General features: G+C 73.0%; 11 protein-coding genes. 5 read left to right on the plus strand and 6 right to left on the minus strand.

Features of this window, described 5'->3' with window-relative positions:
* Nucleotides 1-28 precede the first annotated feature (28 nt).
* Nucleotides 29-904, minus strand: a complete 876-nt coding sequence (gene trmB / locus TU31_RS09200) for a tRNA (guanosine(46)-N7)-methyltransferase TrmB (RefSeq protein ID WP_042151627.1) — start codon at nucleotides 902-904, stop codon at nucleotides 29-31.
* 629 nt (nucleotides 905-1,533) lie between these two features.
* Here trmB and TU31_RS09205 point away from each other — a divergent pair.
* Nucleotides 1,534-2,793 (plus strand): outer membrane protein assembly factor BamB family protein, encoded by a 1,260-nt coding sequence (locus TU31_RS09205; RefSeq protein ID WP_042151630.1) that lies wholly within the window; start codon nucleotides 1,534-1,536, stop codon nucleotides 2,791-2,793.
* 96 nt (nucleotides 2,794-2,889) lie between these two features.
* Here the strand turns inward: TU31_RS09205 and lhgD are convergent, their stop codons facing one another.
* Together lhgD and TU31_RS09215 are read right to left on the minus strand one after the other, a co-directional pair.
* Nucleotides 2,890-4,101 carry an L-2-hydroxyglutarate dehydrogenase gene (lhgD, locus tag TU31_RS09210; protein WP_042151632.1) on the minus strand — a complete coding sequence of 404 codons (1,212 nt, stop codon included), beginning with the start codon at nucleotides 4,099-4,101 and terminating at the stop codon, nucleotides 2,890-2,892.
* Between the two features lie 310 nt (nucleotides 4,102-4,411).
* Nucleotides 4,412-5,860 (minus strand): NsdA family TPR-like regulatory protein, encoded by a 1,449-nt coding sequence (locus TU31_RS09215; RefSeq protein ID WP_018092687.1) that lies wholly within the window; start codon nucleotides 5,858-5,860, stop codon nucleotides 4,412-4,414.
* 812 nt (nucleotides 5,861-6,672) lie between these two features.
* Here TU31_RS09215 and TU31_RS09220 point away from each other — a divergent pair.
* Nucleotides 6,673-8,754: an asparagine synthase-related protein gene (locus TU31_RS09220; RefSeq protein ID WP_107070655.1), complete on the plus strand. Its 2,082-nt coding sequence runs from the start codon at nucleotides 6,673-6,675 to the stop codon at nucleotides 8,752-8,754.
* Nucleotides 8,755-8,793: 39 nt separating this feature from the next.
* Here TU31_RS09220 and TU31_RS09225 read toward each other — a convergent pair whose 3' ends face one another.
* Both TU31_RS09225 and TU31_RS09230 read right to left on the minus strand, forming a co-directional pair.
* Entirely contained in the window at nucleotides 8,794-10,794 is a 2,001-nt protein-coding gene (locus TU31_RS09225) for a sigma-70 family RNA polymerase sigma factor (protein ID WP_042151637.1), read from the minus strand.
* 321 nt (nucleotides 10,795-11,115) lie between these two features.
* Nucleotides 11,116-11,970, minus strand: coding sequence for a TetR/AcrR family transcriptional regulator (locus TU31_RS09230; RefSeq protein WP_042151640.1), 855 nt, complete (start codon nucleotides 11,968-11,970; stop codon nucleotides 11,116-11,118).
* A gap of 438 nt (nucleotides 11,971-12,408) precedes the next feature.
* On the opposite strand from TU31_RS09230, the gene TU31_RS09235 reads away from it, so the two are divergent.
* Together TU31_RS09235 and TU31_RS09240 are read left to right on the plus strand one after the other, a co-directional pair.
* Nucleotides 12,409-13,797 carry an NAD(P)/FAD-dependent oxidoreductase gene (locus TU31_RS09235; RefSeq protein WP_275451773.1) on the plus strand — a complete coding sequence of 463 codons (1,389 nt, stop codon included), beginning with the start codon at nucleotides 12,409-12,411 and terminating at the stop codon, nucleotides 13,795-13,797.
* Nucleotides 13,798-14,108: 311 nt separating this feature from the next.
* Nucleotides 14,109-15,917, plus strand: coding sequence for an ATP-binding SpoIIE family protein phosphatase (locus tag TU31_RS09240; RefSeq protein ID WP_042151642.1), 1,809 nt, complete (start codon nucleotides 14,109-14,111; stop codon nucleotides 15,915-15,917).
* An 83-nt stretch (nucleotides 15,918-16,000) separates the two neighbouring features.
* On the opposite strand, the gene TU31_RS09245 is transcribed toward TU31_RS09240, so the two are convergent.
* Nucleotides 16,001-17,299, minus strand: coding sequence for an MFS transporter (locus tag TU31_RS09245; RefSeq protein ID WP_042151645.1), 1,299 nt, complete (start codon nucleotides 17,297-17,299; stop codon nucleotides 16,001-16,003).
* A 186-nt stretch (nucleotides 17,300-17,485) separates the two neighbouring features.
* Here TU31_RS09245 and TU31_RS09250 point away from each other — a divergent pair, with 186 nt between their 5' ends.
* Entirely contained in the window at nucleotides 17,486-18,046 is a 561-nt protein-coding gene (locus TU31_RS09250) for a MarR family winged helix-turn-helix transcriptional regulator (protein ID WP_042151647.1), read from the plus strand.
* The last annotated feature ends 753 nt before the right edge of the window (nucleotides 18,047-18,799 follow it).

Consider the following 18,799-nt stretch of genomic DNA (forward strand, 5'->3'; position numbering starts at 1 on the left):
CCATCGACCCTAACGAGGGGGCTTCGCCCTAGGTGTCGCGGCGGCGGAAGAGGAGGTCGTGGACGATATGTCCCTTGTCCAGGCCCTGGCCCTCGAACCGGGTGAGGGGGCGGAAGTCCGGACGCGGCGCGAAGCCCTGGTGGAGGTTCTCCAGCGTCGGTTCGGCGGAGAGCACCTCCAGCATCTGCTCGGCATACGGCTCCCAGTCGGTCGCACAGTGGACCAGGGCACCGGGCGCGAGCCGGGTCGTCGCCAGGGCGATGAACTCCGGCTGGATGAGGCGGCGCTTGTGGTGGCGCTTCTTCGGCCAGGGGTCGGGGAAGTAGATGCGCAGACCGGCGAGGGAGGCAGGAGCCAGCATCTCGCGCAGCAGGATGATCGCGTCACCGTTGGCCACCCGGATGTTGGACAGGCCGTTCCGCTCCGCGAGACCGAGCAGATTGCCCTGCCCAGGGGTGTGCACATCGCAGGCGAGGATGCCGGTGTCCGGGTCGGCGGCGGCCATCTGCGCCGTGGCCTCTCCCATGCCGAAGCCGATCTCCAGGACGACCGGCCGCCCGTCGAAGAAGGCGTCCAGATCGATACGGGAGAGTCCGTCGATGTCCAGTCCCCACGTCCCCCAGCGGCGGCGCAGCGCATCGGCCTGGCTGGGCGAGACCCGGCTGCGGCGCGGCTGGAACGAGCGGATCCGCCGCTCGTGATGGGAACCCGCGGGGTCGGCCGCGGGCCCCGTCCCGTCGGGGAACATCGGCTCCCCGCGCCGGGGGGTGGCGGCCGAGACCGCGGTGGCCCCGAGGTCGGATGCTTCCTGAGCGACGGGGGCACCGGCGGCGGAGGTCCGGACGGCTTTCGGAGCGTCTGATTCCGCAGCGGCGGGGGCGTGAGGGGTGGGGTTCTCGGACACAGTGCGTCCGATTCTACGGGGGCCGGGGGAGGCGACGGAGGGGCCGGCGGCGAACCCGGGCTTCCCAGGCGATGGCGGGGCGGAAGGGGGGAAATCCTCGGTGAAACCGAGGTTGGCGCGGTGAGTAGTGGCGTGCATACGATGCGGGGTCGACGTGGCAAAACCGAATCAGGGGGACTGTTCATCGTGTCGCAGGGTGGCCAGGGAAGCGCCGAGTATCCGCAGGGGCCGCCTCCGGCGGGTCAGGGGCCGCGGGAATGCCACCCGCCGGTCCGCCGGTCCCCGGGCAGGCCACACCGCCGCCCGTCGGCCACCCCGTACCGGGCCAGACCGCTCCGTCGCCGCCCGCCCCGCCGCAGGGACAGCAGCCCGGCCCGTACATGGGAGGGCCGGGGTATCAGCCGCAGGGGCAGCCCGGACCGGGGGGCCCGCAATTCCCGCCGCCCGTAGGCCAGCCCCAGGGGCCGCCTCCCCAGGGCTACGCGGGAGGCCAGCAGCCGCCGTACCCGCAGCAGGGCCAGGCACCCGGTCAGTTCCCGGGGCAGCCGCCGTTTCCCGGCGGGCCCACGGGGGCACCGTTCCCGGGCGGTCCGGGGCAGCCCCCCGGTCCGGGGCGCAGCGGGGTTCCCGTGCCGCTCATCCTGGCCATCGTGATGGTCGTGCTGGTCGGGGCGGGTGTCGGGGGCTACTTCCTCTTCACGGCGGATGACTCCGGCTCCCCGGCCGCGGACCGGCCCGCGAATGCCATGCAGCGGCTGTGGGAGGCACCGTCGCCCGCGTCCGACCGCGAGGGGCAGGGCGAGAACAACCTGCGCTCGATGTGGTTCAACAACGACGACGTCGTCTTCGGAGACGGCCAGGGCGTACGGGCCTACAACCGCAAGACCGGTAAGAAGCAGTGGACGGTCAAGACGCCCAAGGGCGCGGGCGAGGTCTGCGCCATGTCCAAGGACGCGAGCGAGGACGGCGTCGGCGCCGTGGTCTTCGACGCGGGTGGCGACGACTGCTCCTTCCTCTCCGTCATCGACACGGACACCGGGCGGACCCTCTGGTCGAAGAACCTCAAGGGCGGGAACACCGAGGACACCCCGCAGATGGTGGTGAACTCGAAGGTCGTCGCCGTCGCGATCGGGGACACCTACGCCGGTTTCACCATCACCGGTGGTGCGAAGGTCTGGGAGCTGACCGCGCGCGGCCACGACTGCACCACCACTGTGGGGCTGAGCCCGCAGTACCGGGCCGTGGGGAGTGACTGCTCCGACGCGAAGCCGAAGAAGCAACTGGCCCTCCAGGACCTGGAGTACAGCGGCATCCACTCGACGGTTACGGGCGATGGCCGGGCGGTCGGGCAGATCCTGTCCGACCGGCCGCTGACGATCCGCATGAGTGAAGAAGCCGATGTGATCGATGCCGAAGGCACCCTTTCCACCTACACCGAGGAAGGGAAGCCGGACAAGACCTTCAAGCTCTCCGGTGAGCTGAAGGACCTGAGCCTCAAGCCCCGCGACACCTTCGTCGACGAGGACGAGCAGGTGCTGGTGTCCGGCTACGGCTCCGGTGGCATCGCCGCCGTGGACCTGAAGACCGGCGAACTGCTGTGGAAGAAGCGGTCGTCGGCGTCCGCCGCTCTGGACACCGAGGGGCTGATCGCGGTGACCGATGCGCCGGACACCGGCACCCCCGGCCAGGACCCGGTGCTGGTCTCGATCGGTGTGCGTGACGGCAAGGAAAAGGTGCTGGGCACGGTCTACGACCCGAAGCACGCCCTGGGCTCCCCGGAGCTCATGTCGCTGGCCTGGGACGGACACACCAACACGCTCTTCATCCAGGGCGATGGCCTCAGCCATGACAAGTCCAGCATCCAGGCCTTCAAGGCACCGGTCAGCTGACGGCCCCAGGCGCGCGGCCCTCCCGGCTCCCGGCCTCTCCGTTCTCCCGGTCTTCCGGGGCGAGCGGAAGGCCGGGAGCCGGTCGCGTTATGCGCCTCACACCCCGACCACCCCCAGCACCCTCCGTGCCACCTCCCGCCCAATGGGAAGCGAAGCCGTCGCGGCCGGGGACGGGGCGTTGAGGACGTGGATCATGCCGGGGGAGTCGGCGAAGAGGAAGTCGTCGACGAGGGTGCCGTCGGGCAGGACGGCCTGGGCGCGGACGCCGGACGGGGAGGGGAGCAGGTCCTCCTCGCGGGCGGCCGGGAGCAGGCGGCGGACCGCGTCGGTGAAGGCGCGCCGGGACAGGGAACGGTGTAGTTCGCCGGCGCCGTAGCGCCAGTGGCGGCGGGCTATCCGCCAGGAGCCGGGGTAGGCGAGGGTGCCGGCCAGCTCGGCGGGGTGGAGGGTGCGCCAGTCGTAGCCCTCGCGGGCCAGGGCGGGGACGGCGTTCGGGCCGATGTGCACGGCGCCGTCGATGCCGCGGGTCAGATGCACGCCGAGGAAGGGGAAGGCCGGGTCGGGGACCGGGTAGACCAGGCCGCGGACCAGGGAGGCGCGGTCCGGGGCGAGGGTGAAGTACTCGCCGCGGAACGGGACGATCCGCATGCCCGGGGCGTCGCCGGCCAGCCGGGCGATCCGGTCGCTGTGCAGACCGGCGCAGTTGACCAGGGCACGGGCGCGGTGGACCGTGCCGTCGGACGTACGGACCGCCACCCGGCCGGGACGGCGCCCGATGGCCGTCACCTCGGAGCCGTACCGGATCCGGGCGCCGGCGTCCTCGGCGAGGCGGCCGAAGCGCCGGGCGACGGCGCCAAAATCACAGACGCCGGTCGTGCCGACATGGATGGCGGCCAGGCCGCGCACCTCGGGTTCGTACTCGGCTATCTGGGCGGGGCCCAGCTCGCGCACCGGCAGGCCGTGCTCACGGCCGCGCTGGATGAGGCCGTGCAGCCGCGGCAGCTCACTGCGGTCGGTGGCGACGATCAGCTTGCCGGTGACCTCGTGCGGAATGTCCTGCTCAGTGCAGAACTTCACCATCTCCGCCGAGCCCTGGAGGGCGAAGCGGGCCTTGAGCGAACCGGGCGGGTAATAGATGCCGCTGTGGATCACGCCGCTGTTGCGCCCGGTCTGATGGCGGGCCGGACCGGACTCCTTCTCCAGGACGACCACGCGCGTGCCGGGCGCGGCACGCGTGATCGCGTACGCCGTAGAGAGTCCGACGATGCCGGCACCGATCACCAGCACCTCGCAGTCGTACGCCGCCACTGCACCTCCCCAACCGCATGACCGCAGGCCGGCCCGTCGCCACAGACCCGCGCATCATCGCCGACGACGTATCCCATCATGACGGTCGGCACTGACAATGCCGATCGGGCGGGCCCCGAGGGGCATGATCCCGGCCGGGCCGGGAGCGGCAGGCGTGGCCGGGTGAGCCACGCCGGGCGGCCCCACGCCGGTCCGAGCCGGCTCCGAGCCGCGCCGTCCGGTCCGGCCAGGCCGCCGAGCCGCGTCCTGGCCGCCGAGCCGCGGCCAGGCCGCCGGGCCCGCCAGGCCGCCGAGCCGTCCCGGCAAGCCGCTAAGCCGGCGCCGCCAGCAGCGGTCTCGCCCGCTCCCGCAGCTCGACCACCCGGGGCTCGTCGCCGTACGGCTCCAGGCGGTGCAGCAGATCGCGGACGTACTCGGTGGTGCGGGCGGAGGAGATCCGTCCGGCCACCTCGACCGCGCGGGTGCCCGCCGCGCAGGCCGCGTCCAGATTGCCGGACTCCAGTTCGGCGACCGCGGACACGACGAGGCGCAGCCCGTGGGAGCGGACGAATTCCTCGGTGGGCCGGGACAGCGCCTGCTCGGTGAAGCGGCGCACCTGACGGGGCAGCCGCAGATCGCGGTAGCACTCGGCGGCGTCGGCGGCGAAGCGCTCGTACGAGTAGAAGTCCAGCCACGACGGGTCGGGGTCGCCGCCGCGGGAGCGCTCCAGCCAGCCCTCGGAGGCCTTCAGCGCCACCTCACAGGCGCGCGCCTCGCCGGCCTTGGCCTGCGCCCGCGCCTCGACCAGCCGGAAGAAGCTCATGGTCCGGGCCGTGGCCAGTCCGCGGTTGCGTTCCAGGGCGGCCTGGGCGAGGTCGACGCCCTCGTCGGCGAAGCCGCGGTAGGTCGCCTGGAGGGACATCGAGGCCAGGACATAGCCGCCCAACGGGACGTCGGCGGCCGCGCGGGCGAGCCGCAGCGCCTGGATGTAGTACCGCTGCGCGGCCTCCTGTTGGCCCGTGTCGAAGGCCATCCACCCCGCGAGCCGGGTGAGTTCGGAGGTCGCCCCGAACAACGCGCGGCCCACTTCGTCGCTGTACGAGGCGAGAAGTAACGGGGCGGCGTCCACCCGGAGGCACTCCGGCACCATGGACGAACGCCAGTCGCCGCCCCCGTACTTGGAGTCCCAGCGGCGCGCGTCCTCGGCCGCCTCCCGCAGTTTGCTGACATCGCTGTGGCCGACGTGCTGCGGGATCCCGGCGTCACCGGCCGCCGCGGCGTCCTTGTCCCGGGCCTCGGCCGCCTCCCGCGCCACCGAACTGTCCGCCGGGGATATCAGCCAGCGCGAGGCGGGGGTGGCGTACGCGCTGACGGCGAAGGATCCGGCCAGGCTCTGCCAGATGCCGCCCCCGCCGGCCCGCCGTCCGGCCAGATCGAGACGGTAGAGCTCGGTCGCGGACCGCACCGCGGCGCCCACATCGCGGGGAAATGCCAGGCCCACCTCGGGTGCCGGGTCCGCGTCGGCCAGCCCGATCTCGTGCAGCGGGACCGGCCGGCCGAGCTTGCTGCCGATCGCGGACGCGATCAGATGGGGCGCGGCGCCTTGGGGCACCATGCCCTTGGAGACCCACCGCGCCACCGACGTCTTGTCATAACGAAGCGTCAGTCCGCGCTGCGCACCGAGGTCGTTGACCCGGCGCGCCAGTCCGGCATTGCTGATACCCGCGAGGGCGAGAACGGTGCCAAGCTTTTCGTTCGGCCCGCGTATATCCCTGGACATGCGCACCCCTCGACACAGCGACGGCCGCCCCGGTACCCCGGGGCATGCGTCCACCCAGAGTAGTTCGCCGGATCCCGACCGTTAAGAGTCGGTGTCCCGGATGGCGAGATTCGTGTTCAAACAGGGGTGCGGGAATTGGCATGTGCTCCGGGTACGTGTGCCCGTGCGCCCGTTCGTGCGCGCTGGCCGCCCGCTTTGGGGAGCGCTTCCATGGCTTCTGCGTGGGTCGGCCCGCTGCACTGGATCCAGTGGGCTGGGGGATACCGTCACCTCATTCCCCGCGGGTGACGGTCCGGTCCGGGGGGCGCAGCCCGCCTCCCGGGCCGTCGCGAAAACCGGGCGCCGGCCCGTTGGGGCGCCGGTTGACATCGCGCCCGAAGGTGTCAACTGGGCTGTATGGAACGGAGTTTGGCCGAAAGTCGACGGGTGATGATTTCACGCCGCCGCACACAGGGAGCCGCCTCGGGGGCCACACGGGGGGCCTTCCGGGGCCGAGGCGGCGGAGTGCCCGCGCTCTGCGTACGGGAGTGCCGCCGGGCCGGTTCGCGCGGCCCTGCCGCCGGCACTCCGCCGCGTCCACGCCGCCGCTCACGGCCTCCCTTCACGGTGCGTCCGTGCCCCTCTCCGGGCCCGCCAACAGCCCCTCCGTACTCGTGCGCCTCGCGAACTGCCCGTATACAGGCCCGCTCCACCACCTCTCCCGCGCCGCTGTCATGGCAGCATGGTCCGCACAACAGCTCGGTGACGGCCGGGCGATCCGCTGACGGGGCGGCCGTTGGCCCCGGCGCACGGGGAATCGGGTGGAGGCGGCCATGCGCTGGTTGGTGGGGTGGAGCAGTGCCGCCACGGGGCCGGCCGGCCACGAGAGCCCCGCGGTCCTCCCCGTCGGCGCCCAGCTCCTCTGGGACGGCCCGGATCCCCTCTGGGCGGTCGGCGACTGGCGGCCGGACGAGGTCCGGGTGGTCCAGGCGGACCCCGAGACCCGGCTCGCGGTCTTCGGCGTCTGCGGCGCCACCGACGACCAGCTCAAGGTGGGCCTGTTCGCGGCGCGCGGGGGCGCACTGCGGCATCTCACGGCCTGGCCCGGCAGTTACACCGCCGTCGTCCAGGTAGGGCGGCGGATCACCGTCACCGGCGACCTGGCCGGCGCCCGCCCCGTTTTCCACACCCCCTGGGCGGGTGGCACCGCCTACGCCACCGCCGCCCTCCCGCTCGCCGACCTCGTCGAGGCAGGACTCGACATCGGCCACCTCGCCGCGCTGCTGGCCTGCCCGGACATCCCCGAGGCGCTCGGGGCCGGCACACCGTACGAAGGCGTCCGCCGGATCCCGCCCGGCCACGCCCTGGTGCTGCGCGGCGGCGCCGGCGACATCACCTCCTTCGAACCGACCGCCTCGCTCGCCGTCGCCGCGCCCCAACTCGCCCCGGAACAGGCCGTGGAGGGCGTCCGCGACGCTCTGGTCGAGGCCGTCCGCGCCCGGCTGGCCGGCCCCCGGCACGCCCCCGACCCGGACGGGCGCGACGGCCTCGACCCCGGCCCGGTGCCCGGCATGGGCCCCGCCGAGCGGCGCGCGGCGCGCGGTGCCCCGGCTCCCGGCATCGGCGCCGATCTCTCCGGAGGGAGCGCCTCCGGAACCCTCGCCCTGCTGGCCGCCGGTCTCCCGGGCCGGCCAGGAAGGCTCAACGGCCACGGCGAACGCCTCCTGGCCGTCACCTTCAACGACCGTGCCACCCATGACGGACGGACCGGCCACGACGCCGAGTTGGAGCGCGCCCGCACCCTCGCCGACAATCCGCGGCTGCACCATGTCGTCGTCGCGGCCGGCGAAGAGGCCCTCCCGTACGCGGACCTCGGCAGCGGCCCGCTCACGGACGAGCCGGGCCCCTCCCTCACCACCGCTGGGCGCCACCGCCGACGGCTGCTGGCCGGCAGCGCGGACCACTTCGTCGGACACGGCGCCCGCCAGGTCCTCGACGCCCACCCGGCCCGGCTCGCGGACCTCCTCATGGACCGCCGCCGACGCCACCTGCTGCGCCCGGTCACCGCGCTGGCCAAAGCGGACGGCGCCCTGGCGCAGTCCGTCCTCGTGCCGTTCACCGTCTACCGCGCGGCCCGCAAGCTCGCCCGTATGCCGTACTCCACCGGTATCGCCGATACGGCGCGCCGCCTCCTGGAGCGGCAGTTCGCCGACGAGCCGGTGGCCGGCAGCGCTGTGGACGCCTCACTGGCCGCACTCGCCTGGTGCCGGCCGGGGCCCGCGGCGCGCTGGCTCACGGGGGAGGCGCTGGCTGAAGTATCGGTTCGGCTGAGCGACGCGGCGCACCGCTCGCCCGCCGTGGGCCGTCCCGGCGAGCGCCGCGCCCGTGCCGCGCTGGCCCGCCAGGCCGCCGACCACCGCGTCTTCGAGCAGGCCGCCGAGGTACGCAACCAGCGGCTGCACGCCCCGTTCCTCGACAACCAGGTGGTGCTCGCCTGCCGCGCCCTGCCGGACACCCTGCGGGTGCAGCCGGGGGCCCGGGCCGCGGTGCTGCGCTCCGTACTGGCCGGGGCCGGCGTCCGGGACCTGCCGCCCGGATGGGGCGCCACCTCGCAGCTCACCCACGCGGCGGCGGTACGCGCCGGGCTGCGCGGCGCCGTCGGCGACCTGGTGCGGCTCTTCGACACCCCGCTGCTGGCCGACGCGGGGCTGGTGGAGGCGCGGGTGGTCCGCAAGGCACTGCGGTCGGCGGCCGAGGGCGCGGCGCTGCCGCTGGACGGGCTGGCCGAACTCGTCTCCACGGAGCTGTGGTTGCGGCGGCTGGTGGCCCGGCGCGGGACATGCTGGACGGGTGCCGGGGCGCCGCGCCAGAAGGCGGTCGCGGGCGGCGTGGTCCCACGGGCGCGGCTGGGCTGAGCCGGGCCACCCGGCCGGCCCCAGGGAGCCGCCGGCGCCTCAGCGGCACATGATCGTGGACTGCGCCCAGTCCGCCAGGGCCACCGCACCCACGGGGTTCGCCGGATCGGTCACCAGCCGAAGCGTCTTACGGCCCGTCAGCGGGACATGCACCGGTACGGCCCGTTCCCCGCCGTGTACCGTCCCCGACTGCCACAGCCGCACACCGTCCGCATAGACGGAGAAACGCACCGCGGCCGGCCCCGCACTGAGGTCGTCCACGCCCGCCACGGCGTCATACGCGGTGCACCGGCGGTTGAGGTCGATGGTCACCGAGGACCGCCCGTGCACGCTCACCCCGTGCGCATACGTGGTCCCGGCGATCTGCGGTGACCGCCGCTGCCACAGCCAGCTGCTCGCCAGGGTGCGGACCTCCGGCTTGCTGCCGTCGCCCATGAAGTCCAAGGCGAGCGCATTGACCCGGTAGGCGGCCGGGGCGGGCTGCGGCGGCCGCGGGGTGGGCTTCGGCGGGGTGGCTTTCGGTGGGGTGGGCTCCGGCCGGGTGGGCTCCGGCCGTGTGGACCGGTGGGGCGGCGTCAAGGACGGGGTCGGCGCGCGCGTCGGCTCCTGTGGGGCCGCCTTCGCGGTGGGCGTCGGCCGCGGGCCCCGCGTGTGGTCCGGGGCCGGCTTCTGCGCCGGGCCCTTCGGGGCGGGTGCGGCGCCGCCTGCCGGTGGCAGCCCGGGGCGCGACGAGCGGGGCGCCGGCTGCTGGGGTGCGGACACGGCAGGCCGAGGCGCCTGGGCCCGCGGTTCGGGCGTCGGTGCCGGCTTCGGGGAGGCGGTCAGCGCCAGTGAGAGCGTCGCGCCCGCCACCACCGCCGCCCCGACCCCGATCCCGGCCTTGACCGCCCCGCTCAGCCCCTTGCCGACGGCGGCACCGGCGCTTCCCGTCGCACCGGAACCGCCACTCCCGGCGGTCGCGGTCGCGGTCGCGGCCGCACCGGCCGCCACCCCCGCGGCACCCGCCACCGCCGTCTTGACGGCGTACCCGGCGGCACACCAGCCGAGGAACGCGACCGGCAGCAGCGCGCCGATGCGCTGATTGACGTCCGCGACCTCCAGTGCGGCCAGCCGGCACCGGGGACAGGCATCCAGGTGCTTGCGCAGCCCCCGCTCGGCCCGCATCCGCAGCCCGCCACGGGCATAGGCACCGAGCCGGTCGGCATACCGGGCGCAGTCGCCGCCGTCGGTCAGCGACTGGCTGACATGTGCCTGTAGATAGGCCTGCTTGAGGCCCTCACGGGCGCGATGCGCCAATACGGCGGTGGCGTTCGCGGTCAGCCCGAGCAGCGGGGCGACCTCGCTCGGCGACTCGTCCTCGACCGTGGTGTGCCACAACACCGTCTGATAGCGCTCCGGCAGGCTGCGGAACGCCCGTACGGCCATCGACCGCTCGGCCTCCTGCATGGCGCGCACATCCGCGCCCGGGTCCAGGGTGGCGTCGTCCTCCGGAGCACCGGCCGAGGACACCGCGAACACCGCGAAGTCCTCCACCAGTTGCTCCCGCCGCGAGGTCTGCGCCCAGGACGCGGCCACCCGGCGGACGGTCGTCAGCAGATAGGCGCGCACCGCGGACTCCGGGCCCGCCCCGCCGCGCACCGCTTGCAGCGTGCGGGCGAAGACCTCGCCGGTCAGGTCCTCCGCGGTGTGCGCGTCCCGGCAGCAGCTGCGGGCGTAGCGCCGGACCGCAGCGGCGTGCCTGCGGTACATCTCCTCGTACGCGCTGTCGTCGCCGGCCCGCAGGTCGGAGAGCAACTGGGCGTCGGACGGCGGGAGGTCGCGGTCCCCGGGACCGGTGGCCGGGCCCGCGCCGCGGGCTTCCCGCTGCGGCGGCACGCTGGGCCCCGCGCCCGTCCGGGCCTCGGCGCCCTCGTGCCGTCCGGACGGGGAAGTCGCCCCCAACGGACCGCCCTGGCCGGGGACCTGCCCGGACCGCGGCGCCTTCCGCTCGCCCACCCCGGCCTCGCCGTCGCGCCGCCCGTCCCGCCCGTCAACACCCATCGCCGAGGCTCCCGAAGCCGCTGTCCCAACGGAATACCGCGTAAGCGTGCCACACCGGATCCCGGCGGTTGCGGGTCCTGGCGGCCCGCCACCCGTCCGGGGTGCACACGCAAACGACCGCACGGGCGTTCACCCGTACGGGCCATGCCGCGCAGACGGCCGATACCGTGCGCGGCCCTCGTACGGGTCCTGTCGTGCGCGGTGCCCGGACGGCGTGCGGACAGCAGCCGCCGCGGTCCGCGCACGGCACCGTTCCGCGGTCCGGCCCCGCCCGGTGGACCCCACGGTCGGGTCCACCCGGACGGAGCCGGCCGCCGGACCTCAGCCGGCCGGGCGCGAGCGCAGCCCCTCCAGCAGAATCTCCAGCAGCCGCGCGGACGCGGCCTGCTGCTGCCCGGGGTCGGGCAGTGTCGGCGCTCCCGTGGCGATCACTAAAAGGATGTCCGAGACCGTCACATCCGCGCGCAGCTCACCGGCCGCCCTGGCACGCTCCACGAGCCGCCCGACGACCTCCAGCAGCGCGTCGGCCCCGGTGGTCTCCTCGGCGGCGGCCGGCGCGGTCCCGGCCGGCCGGAGATCCGCGGACGCCCCGTCCGCGCCGTGCGCCGTGCGCTGCTGCGGCACCCGCGCCTCGCTCAGGCCGTCCGGCATCCGGGGCCCGTCCGCGGCCTCCGCCGCCGGCTCCCCGGCCCGGGCGGCCGCGCTCGCCCGCAGAATGCCCGGCGGCAGCAGCCGTCCGGCACCCGAGGCGACCGACGTCCGCAGAAAGCGGGACAGCGCCGACCACGGGTCGTCCTCCTGGCCCAGCGCCGTACGCGCCTGGTCCGTCAGCCGTGAGGTCTCCTCCTCGGCTATCCGGCGGACCAGCACGTCCTTGCTCGGGAACCGGCGGTAGACCGTGCCGACTCCGACGCGGGCCCGCCGCGCCACGTCCTCCATGGGAGCGCCGTACCCGAGCTCGCCGAACACTTCGCGTGCGGCCCGCAGTACGTGCTCCAGATTGCGCTGGGCGTCCACCCGCAGCGGTGTGCTCCGGCCGCCCGTCCCCGTGCCGACACCGTTGGTCACCGCGGTGCCGTTGCTCTGGGGTCTGTTGTGCTCGCTACCGCTCCCGGTGCCGTCTGAGGCATGGGCCACAGCGACGGTGGCCGACCATTGAGAGCCCTGAATGTGCATAGTGATCCCCCGGTAATGACGTCTCCCCCCGGAGACTCCCCGCCCTGACAGTCAGGGCGTACCGACGAGAGGGTGCACCCCAACGAGATACGAACATAGTTGAGCTCGGGTCAAGAATGAAGGGGGCGTTCCGCACAATGCGCCCCCCGATCGGCCCAAGGCGTCTGATCCGCCCCGATTACGCCCCCGCTCCGCCGCCGCCACCCACCCCCTGACCAGCGCACCTCGGCCCGCACCCGCGGAATCCGTCGTTCCGTCCCCAGGGCCGCGCCCGGTCATACATTTCGACGGGCCTGTGGACAAAGGCGCTCCGGGGGTGCGTCATGGAACAGTGCTGTGCTTTCCCGGGGGTGCAGCTCCCGAAGCCGTCCGCGCGCCCGGCCGGCTTTCGGATCGGTGCCGCCCCGGGACCTGGTCGACACCGCGAGGAGAACCTCTGTGAAGACTGAGTCTTCGGAAGACGTGACGCGCATTCTCGTTGTCGGCGGTGGCTACGTGGGGATGTATACCGCCCTGCGATTGCAACGGAAGCTGAAGCAGGAACTGCGGCAGGGCACCGTCGAGGTCATCGTGGTCGACCCCGAGCCGTATATGACGTACCAGCCGTTTTTGCCCGAGGCCGCGGCCGGTTCGATCTCCCCGCGCCATGTCGTCGTACCGCTGCGCCGGGTGCTGCCGCAGTGCAAGGTCGTCATCGGCGAGGTCACCGCCATCGACCACGAGGACCGCCGGGCGACCATCACCACCCTGGCCGCGGAGGAGACCGGCGACGGCGCCATCGAGGTGGCGTACGACGAACTGGTCCTCGCGCCGGGCTCGGTCTCGCGCGCCCTGCCCGTCCCGGGCCTGGCCGACGTCGGCATCGGTTTCAAGACCGTCGAGGAAGCCATCGGACTGCGCAACCACGTCCTCGGGCAGCTCGACATCGCCTCCTCCACCCGCGACCCCGCCGTCCGCGACGCCGCGCTGACCTTCGTCTTCGTCGGCGGCGGCTACGCGGGCGTGGAGGCGCTGGCCGAACTGGAGGACATGGCCCGTTACGCCGTCCGCTACTACCACAACATCCAGCCCGAGGACATGAAGTGGATCCTGGTCGAGGCGACGAACCGGATCCTGCCCGAAGTGGGCCCGGAGATGGGCCGTTACGCCGTACGTGAGCTGCGGGCCCGCAATATCGACGTACGGCTGGAGACCCGGCTGGACTCCTGCGAGAAGCACGTCGCCCAGCTCAGCGACGGCTCCCGCTTCCCGACCCGGACCCTGGTGTGGACCGCCGGCGTCAAACCGCACCCCATCCTGGCCGCGACCAAACTGCCGCTGAACGGCCACGGCCGCCTCCTGTGCACCCCCGCGCTCCAGGTGGACGGCGTCGAACACGCCTGGTCCGCCGGGGACGCGGCCGCGGTCCCCGACCTCACGGCCGAGCCGCCCGCCGGGCCCGACCAGCCCCGCGCCCTGTGCGCCCCCAACGCCCAGCACGCCGTCCGCCAGTCCAAGGTCCTCGCCGAGAACCTCGCGGCCGCGGTGCGCGGCGGCCCGATCGTGGACTACGCGCACTCGTACGCCGGCTCGGTGGCCTCCCTCGGCCTCCACAAGGGCGTCGCGCATGTCTACGGGCGCAAACTGAAGGGCTACCCGGCGTGGTTCATGCACCGCGTCTACCACCTCAGCCGGGTGCCGACCTTCAACCGCAAGGCGCGGGTGCTCGCCGAATGGACCCTCGCGGGCCTGTTCAAACGCGAGATCGTCTCGCTCGGCTCGCTGGAGAACCCGCGCGCCGAGTTCGAACTCGCCGCGGGCACCGGACGGCACAACGAAGCGAGCTGACGCGCCGTACCCCCACAAGAGTTGACGTGACGTCAGCCCTGGAGGCGCCGGATGTTCCGGAGCGCGGAACTCCACAGCGCCACCCCGGCGTCTGACGGATGTCCGTCCGGTCGGCCACACTGGACGTGTGACCATGGGTGGGCTCGTATCTGCAAAGAGTGACAATCACGAGGATTCAGGACGTTTGCTGCATTCCGCAAAAGGGCGCCGAGAGTGTCCCCAGCCGACCGTCCCCCGGCCAGCTGCCGGGAGATCCCGCCATGCCGACGGCCCGATCCCGCGCGACGACGCGAAGTAAGAGGTACCCCTCCGTGATCTTCACGCGCTGGAGCGCCAAACTCCCCGGCACACAGCGGCGCGCCGCCGCCCGGTCCGACCGCGCCGCGCCCCGCCCTGCCGCGGGCACGCCGGCCGCCCCGCCCACCGCGGCCCCGGCGCCGTCCGCCGTGCCCGCGGCAGCCGACGGCGCACCGTCCGCCCCGACGGCCGCCACCACCGGCTCGGTCCCCGCGGCCCGCGCGGAACACGCCGATCCGGCCCCCACCCAGGACCGCACCCCCGCGACCCTGCCGCCCACCGTCGACGCCCTGTCCGTCCACGACATCCTGGGCACGATCCCGGCCCTGGTCGCCGTCGTCTACGGCCCCGAGCACCGCCTCGCCTACGTGAACGGCGCCTACGCCGCCGTCTTCGGCCCGCGCCCGGCCGGCCACACCGCCCGCGAAGCCCTCCCCGAGCTCGCCGCACTCGGCCTGCTCCCCCTGATGGACCAGGTCCTGCGCAGCGGCAAACCGCGCACGGTCAAGTCCCGCAAGGTCCCCGGCGGCGACCGCACCCGCGACGGCTACTACACCTTCACCTGCACCCCGATCGAGGTCGCCGCCAGCGGCCCGGCCCCCGACCCCGAGGTCGCCTGCGTCGCCCCGCACAAGGGCGTCCTGGTCTTCGGCGCCGAGGTCACCGACCAGATCGAGTCCGCCGAGCGGCTGCGGGCCAGCGAGGCCCGCCAGCGCGAGGCCGCGGTCACCCTCCAGCGCTCCCTGCTGCCCCAGGAACTGGAGCAGCCCGACGACCTCCGCGTCGCCGCCACCTACCAACCCGGCGGCACGGACGCCGCGGTCGGCGGCGACTGGTACGACGTCATCACCCTCGGCGCCGGCCGTACCGCCCTGGTCATCGGCGATGTCATGGGCCGCGGCGTGCGCGCCGCCGCCGTCATGGGCCAGCTGCGCACCGCCGTCCGCGCCTACGCCCGCCTCGACCTCCCGCCCCACGAGGTCCTCCAGCTCCTGGACGGCCTGGCCGCCGAGATCGACGCCAGCCAGATCGCCACCTGCGTCTACGCCGTCCACGACCCGAACGAGGGCCGCCTGGTCTACGCCTCGGCCGGCCATCTGCCCATCCTCGTACGCGACCCCGACGGCACGGTCCGCCGCGCCGCCGAACCGACCGGGCCGCCCCTGGGGACCGGCGGCTGGCTGCACACCTCCGGATCGGTCCCGCTCGGCCCCGGCAGCAGCGCCGTCCTCTACACGGACGGCCTCGTCGAGCGCCGCGACAAGGACATCGACCACGGCGTCGAGGCCCTGGAGCGCGCCTTCGCCGGCGCGGCCGGCGCCCCCGACATCGTCTGCGACCGCCTGCTGCGCTCCCTGGGCATCACGGCCAGCCATGACGACGACGTCGCCATCCTCGTCCTCCAGCACCCCGCCCGCACCGGCCACGACGCCGAGCTGTTCCACAACGCCGCCCTCGAACTCCACGGCGGCACCGAAGCGGCCCCGCGCGCCCGCGCCTTCGCCTCCGGCGTCCTCGCCTCCTGGCGCTTCCCGCCCGAGCTGCACGACCTCGGCGTGCTGGCCGCCAGCGAACTGGTCGCCAACTCCCTCCAGCACGGCACCCCGCCGATGCGCCTGCGCCTGCGCCGTACGGACCGCCGGCTGATCGTCGAGGTCACCGACGGAGACGACCACCTCCCGCGCCGCCGCCGCGCCGAACCCGCCGACGAGGCCGGCCGGGGCATCTCCATCGTCGCCACCATCGCCTCGTCCTGGGGCTCCCGCCGCACCCCGGGCGGCGGCAAGGCCGTCTGGTGCGAATTCGCGCTGCCCCGCGGATAGCCGAACGCCGCCGGCCCCGGTCGCATAAGGACCGGGGCCGACGGCATACAGGAGCGGCCCTCTTACGGCACCGGGCACGGGGCTCAGGCGCCGCAGGCCACGGCTTCCGCCTCGGCCGGCACCCGCGCCGCGGGCACCGCCGCCACCGCACGGTGCGGATTGTCCTGCGCCGGCCGCAGCATCCGGCCCAGCCACAGCGACAGCCCGGTGATCCCCAGCGCACAGAGCACCAGCATCCCGATGTACGCCGCGTACATCCCGTGCCCCACCATCAGCGCACCCACCGCCGGACCAACCGCCAGCGCCAGCTGTTTGACCAGCGCGAACGCCGAGTTGTACTGACCGATCAGCGAGGACGGCGCCAGATCGGCCACCAGCGGCGCCACCGTCGGCGACAGCATCGACTCACCTATCCCGAACAGCGCATACGTCGAGATCAGCAGCGTCGTCGCCACCACCTGCGCGCCGTGCACCAGCCCGGACACCCCGGCGGCGATCCACGCCACCGTCCAGACCATCCCGACCAGCGCCATCACCCGGCTGCGCCGCCGCCCCTCGACCAGCTTGAGCACCACGAACTGCGCCGCCACGATCGCCGCCGTATTGGCCGCGAGCGCGATACCCAGGCTCGACGGCGCGATCCGGGTGACCTCGGTGGCGTACGCCGCCAGCCCCGACTCGAACTGCCCGTAGCAGGCGAAGAACAGCACAAAGCCCAGTACGCACAGCCACACCATCCGCCGGTCGGCGAACATGGCCCGCCAGGCACCCTTGGCCCGCTCCTCGGTCGGCACCGGGTCCTCGACCTTCGGCCCCCGCGGCAGCCGTACGGTCGCCACCGCCGCGCCGAGCACCAGGAACATCACGGCCTCGATGGCGAACAGCCGCACAAAGCTCGACGCGTGCGTCTCGTCGACCAGCAGCCCGCCGACGAGTCCGCCGACGCCCAGCCCCAGGTTGTTCAGAAAGAACTGGGTGGCGAACGCCCGCGACCTGGTCAGCGTCGTCGAGCACCACACGATCATCGTCGCGAGCGCCGGCTGAATGACCGCGATCCCCGCACCGAGCGCGATGGCCGACGCGATGACCAGCGGCTCCGTGGCGGACAGCCCCAGCCCCAGGGCACCGACGGCGGCGGAGACCGTACCGGCGATCGCCACCGGCAGCGGACCGCGCCGGTCGATCGCCCGACCGGTCAGCGGCAGGACGACCAGTGCGGCCACCGCCAGCATCGCCAGCACCACACCGGCCGTGCTCGCACCGAGATCCCGCACCTTCGCCACGTAGACGTACAGATACGGAACGGTGAAGCCGTTCCCGAACGCACTCAGCGCGTTCCCGAGCTGGATCCGGCGCAACGCGGCGCCCATCGCGGTGGTCACACTCACCTACCTAGGTCAGGTCGTCAGATGAACAGGGGGAGAACCAAGGAGCCGGACAGACGCCAGGGCGAGACCGGTCCGCGACGGGACAGTCTCACCCTGAAGACTTCAACTCTAAAGTTCGAAGTTAAAGAGTACACCCCGAAGAACTTCAACGCCAATGACTTCCATGCCATACTGCGCCGCATGCCTGAGCCCTCCGATGCGGCCGCCGACGCTGCCGAGCCGAGCCTCGAGGAACAGATCGCCGCCTACCAGCGCGAATTCCAGGACCTCGACCCCCAGGTGGAGCAGGTCGTCTCCGCACTACAGCGCCTCAACCGAAGGATGAACGTCGCCTACGGACGACAGACCGCCACGCTCGGCATGAGCAACGCCGAATGGGAGGTCCTCAAGGCCCTGGTCGTCTCCGGAGCCCCCTACCAATTGGGCCCCGGCGAACTCGCCAAACGCCTCGGCCTCACGCCGGCGGCCATGACCCACCGCATCGACCGCATGGCGAGCGAGGGCCTGGTCACCCGGGAGCGCGACGAGAACAACCGCGTCCGCGTCATCGTCGAGCTGACCCACGAGGGCCGCGAGAAGTGGCTGGAGGCGATGCGCCTGGCCTCCGTCTTCGAAGAGGACCTCCTCCAGGACCTCTCCGGCGAGGAACGCCAGCTCCTCGGCCAGGTGTTGACCCGCCTCCTGCGCCGCGTCGAGGACGCCCAGCCGGACGCCGACGGGCGTCTGAGTGACCTTGACTGACGCGAGTTGACACGGCCTACCCCCATCCGTAGTGTTCTCCGAGTTGCCACGGAGCCGACAGGCCCGGGGCAGCCATCCCGCCGCTTCGCGGCACACCACTACTGCACGGCCCCTCAACGGGAACGATTTCGCATGCCGAAATTCGAACCGCGACGTGATTATGCGTCAACGAGGAATTCCGCTAAAGTAGTGATCACGCCGAAAGGCACGGCAACGCAAATTGCCGGACCACGGCGGAACCCCCTTCCGACGGGGATTCGGAAACGAATTCGGACCGGCAACGGACCGAAACGGATCTGATAGAGTCGGAAAGGCCGAAAAGCGAAAGCCAAACGGCCGAGCCCGCTCCAGCAGGGCGCCAGAGACGGAAACGGATCTGGTAAGGTTGGAAACGCGAAGAAGCCGAAAGGCGGAAACGCGCCGGCGAAAATCGGGCCCGCAAGGATCTGATAGAGTCGGAAACGCAAGACCGAAGGGAAGCGCCCGGAGAGCCTGGTGAAACAGGCACAAAGGAAGCGTCCGTTCCTTGAGAACTCAACAGCGTGCCAAAAGTCAACGCCAGATATGTTGATACCCCGTCCACCGGAAACATCCGGAGGATGAGGTTCCTTTGAAAAGCCCATCCCGCCCATGTGGTGCGGATGGCACACACAGCGAGGACGCTGTGAACGACCGGACCTATTCCGTCTGGTTGTTCCGCTCTCGTGTGTGTTTCACCCGATTACGGGTAAACATTCACGGAGAGTTTGATCC

The sequence above is a fragment of the Streptomyces lydicamycinicus genome, assembly GCF_000829715.2.
GTDB classification, from domain to species: domain Bacteria; phylum Actinomycetota; class Actinomycetes; order Streptomycetales; family Streptomycetaceae; genus Streptomyces; species Streptomyces lydicamycinicus.

Coding starts and splice junctions, on each gene's coding strand:
- TU31_RS09250 (WP_042151647.1), top strand. CDS start 17,486: ATGCCTGAGCCCTCCGATGCGGCCGCCGACGCTGCCGAGCCGAGCCTC.
- TU31_RS09215 (WP_018092687.1), bottom strand. CDS start 5,860: ATGTCCAGGGATATACGCGGGCCGAACGAAAAGCTTGGCACCGTTCTC.
- TU31_RS09230 (WP_042151640.1), bottom strand. CDS start 11,970: ATGCACATTCAGGGCTCTCAATGGTCGGCCACCGTCGCTGTGGCCCAT.
- TU31_RS09220 (WP_107070655.1), top strand. CDS start 6,673: ATGCGCTGGTTGGTGGGGTGGAGCAGTGCCGCCACGGGGCCGGCCGGC.
- TU31_RS09225 (WP_042151637.1), bottom strand. CDS start 10,794: ATGGGTGTTGACGGGCGGGACGGGCGGCGCGACGGCGAGGCCGGGGTG.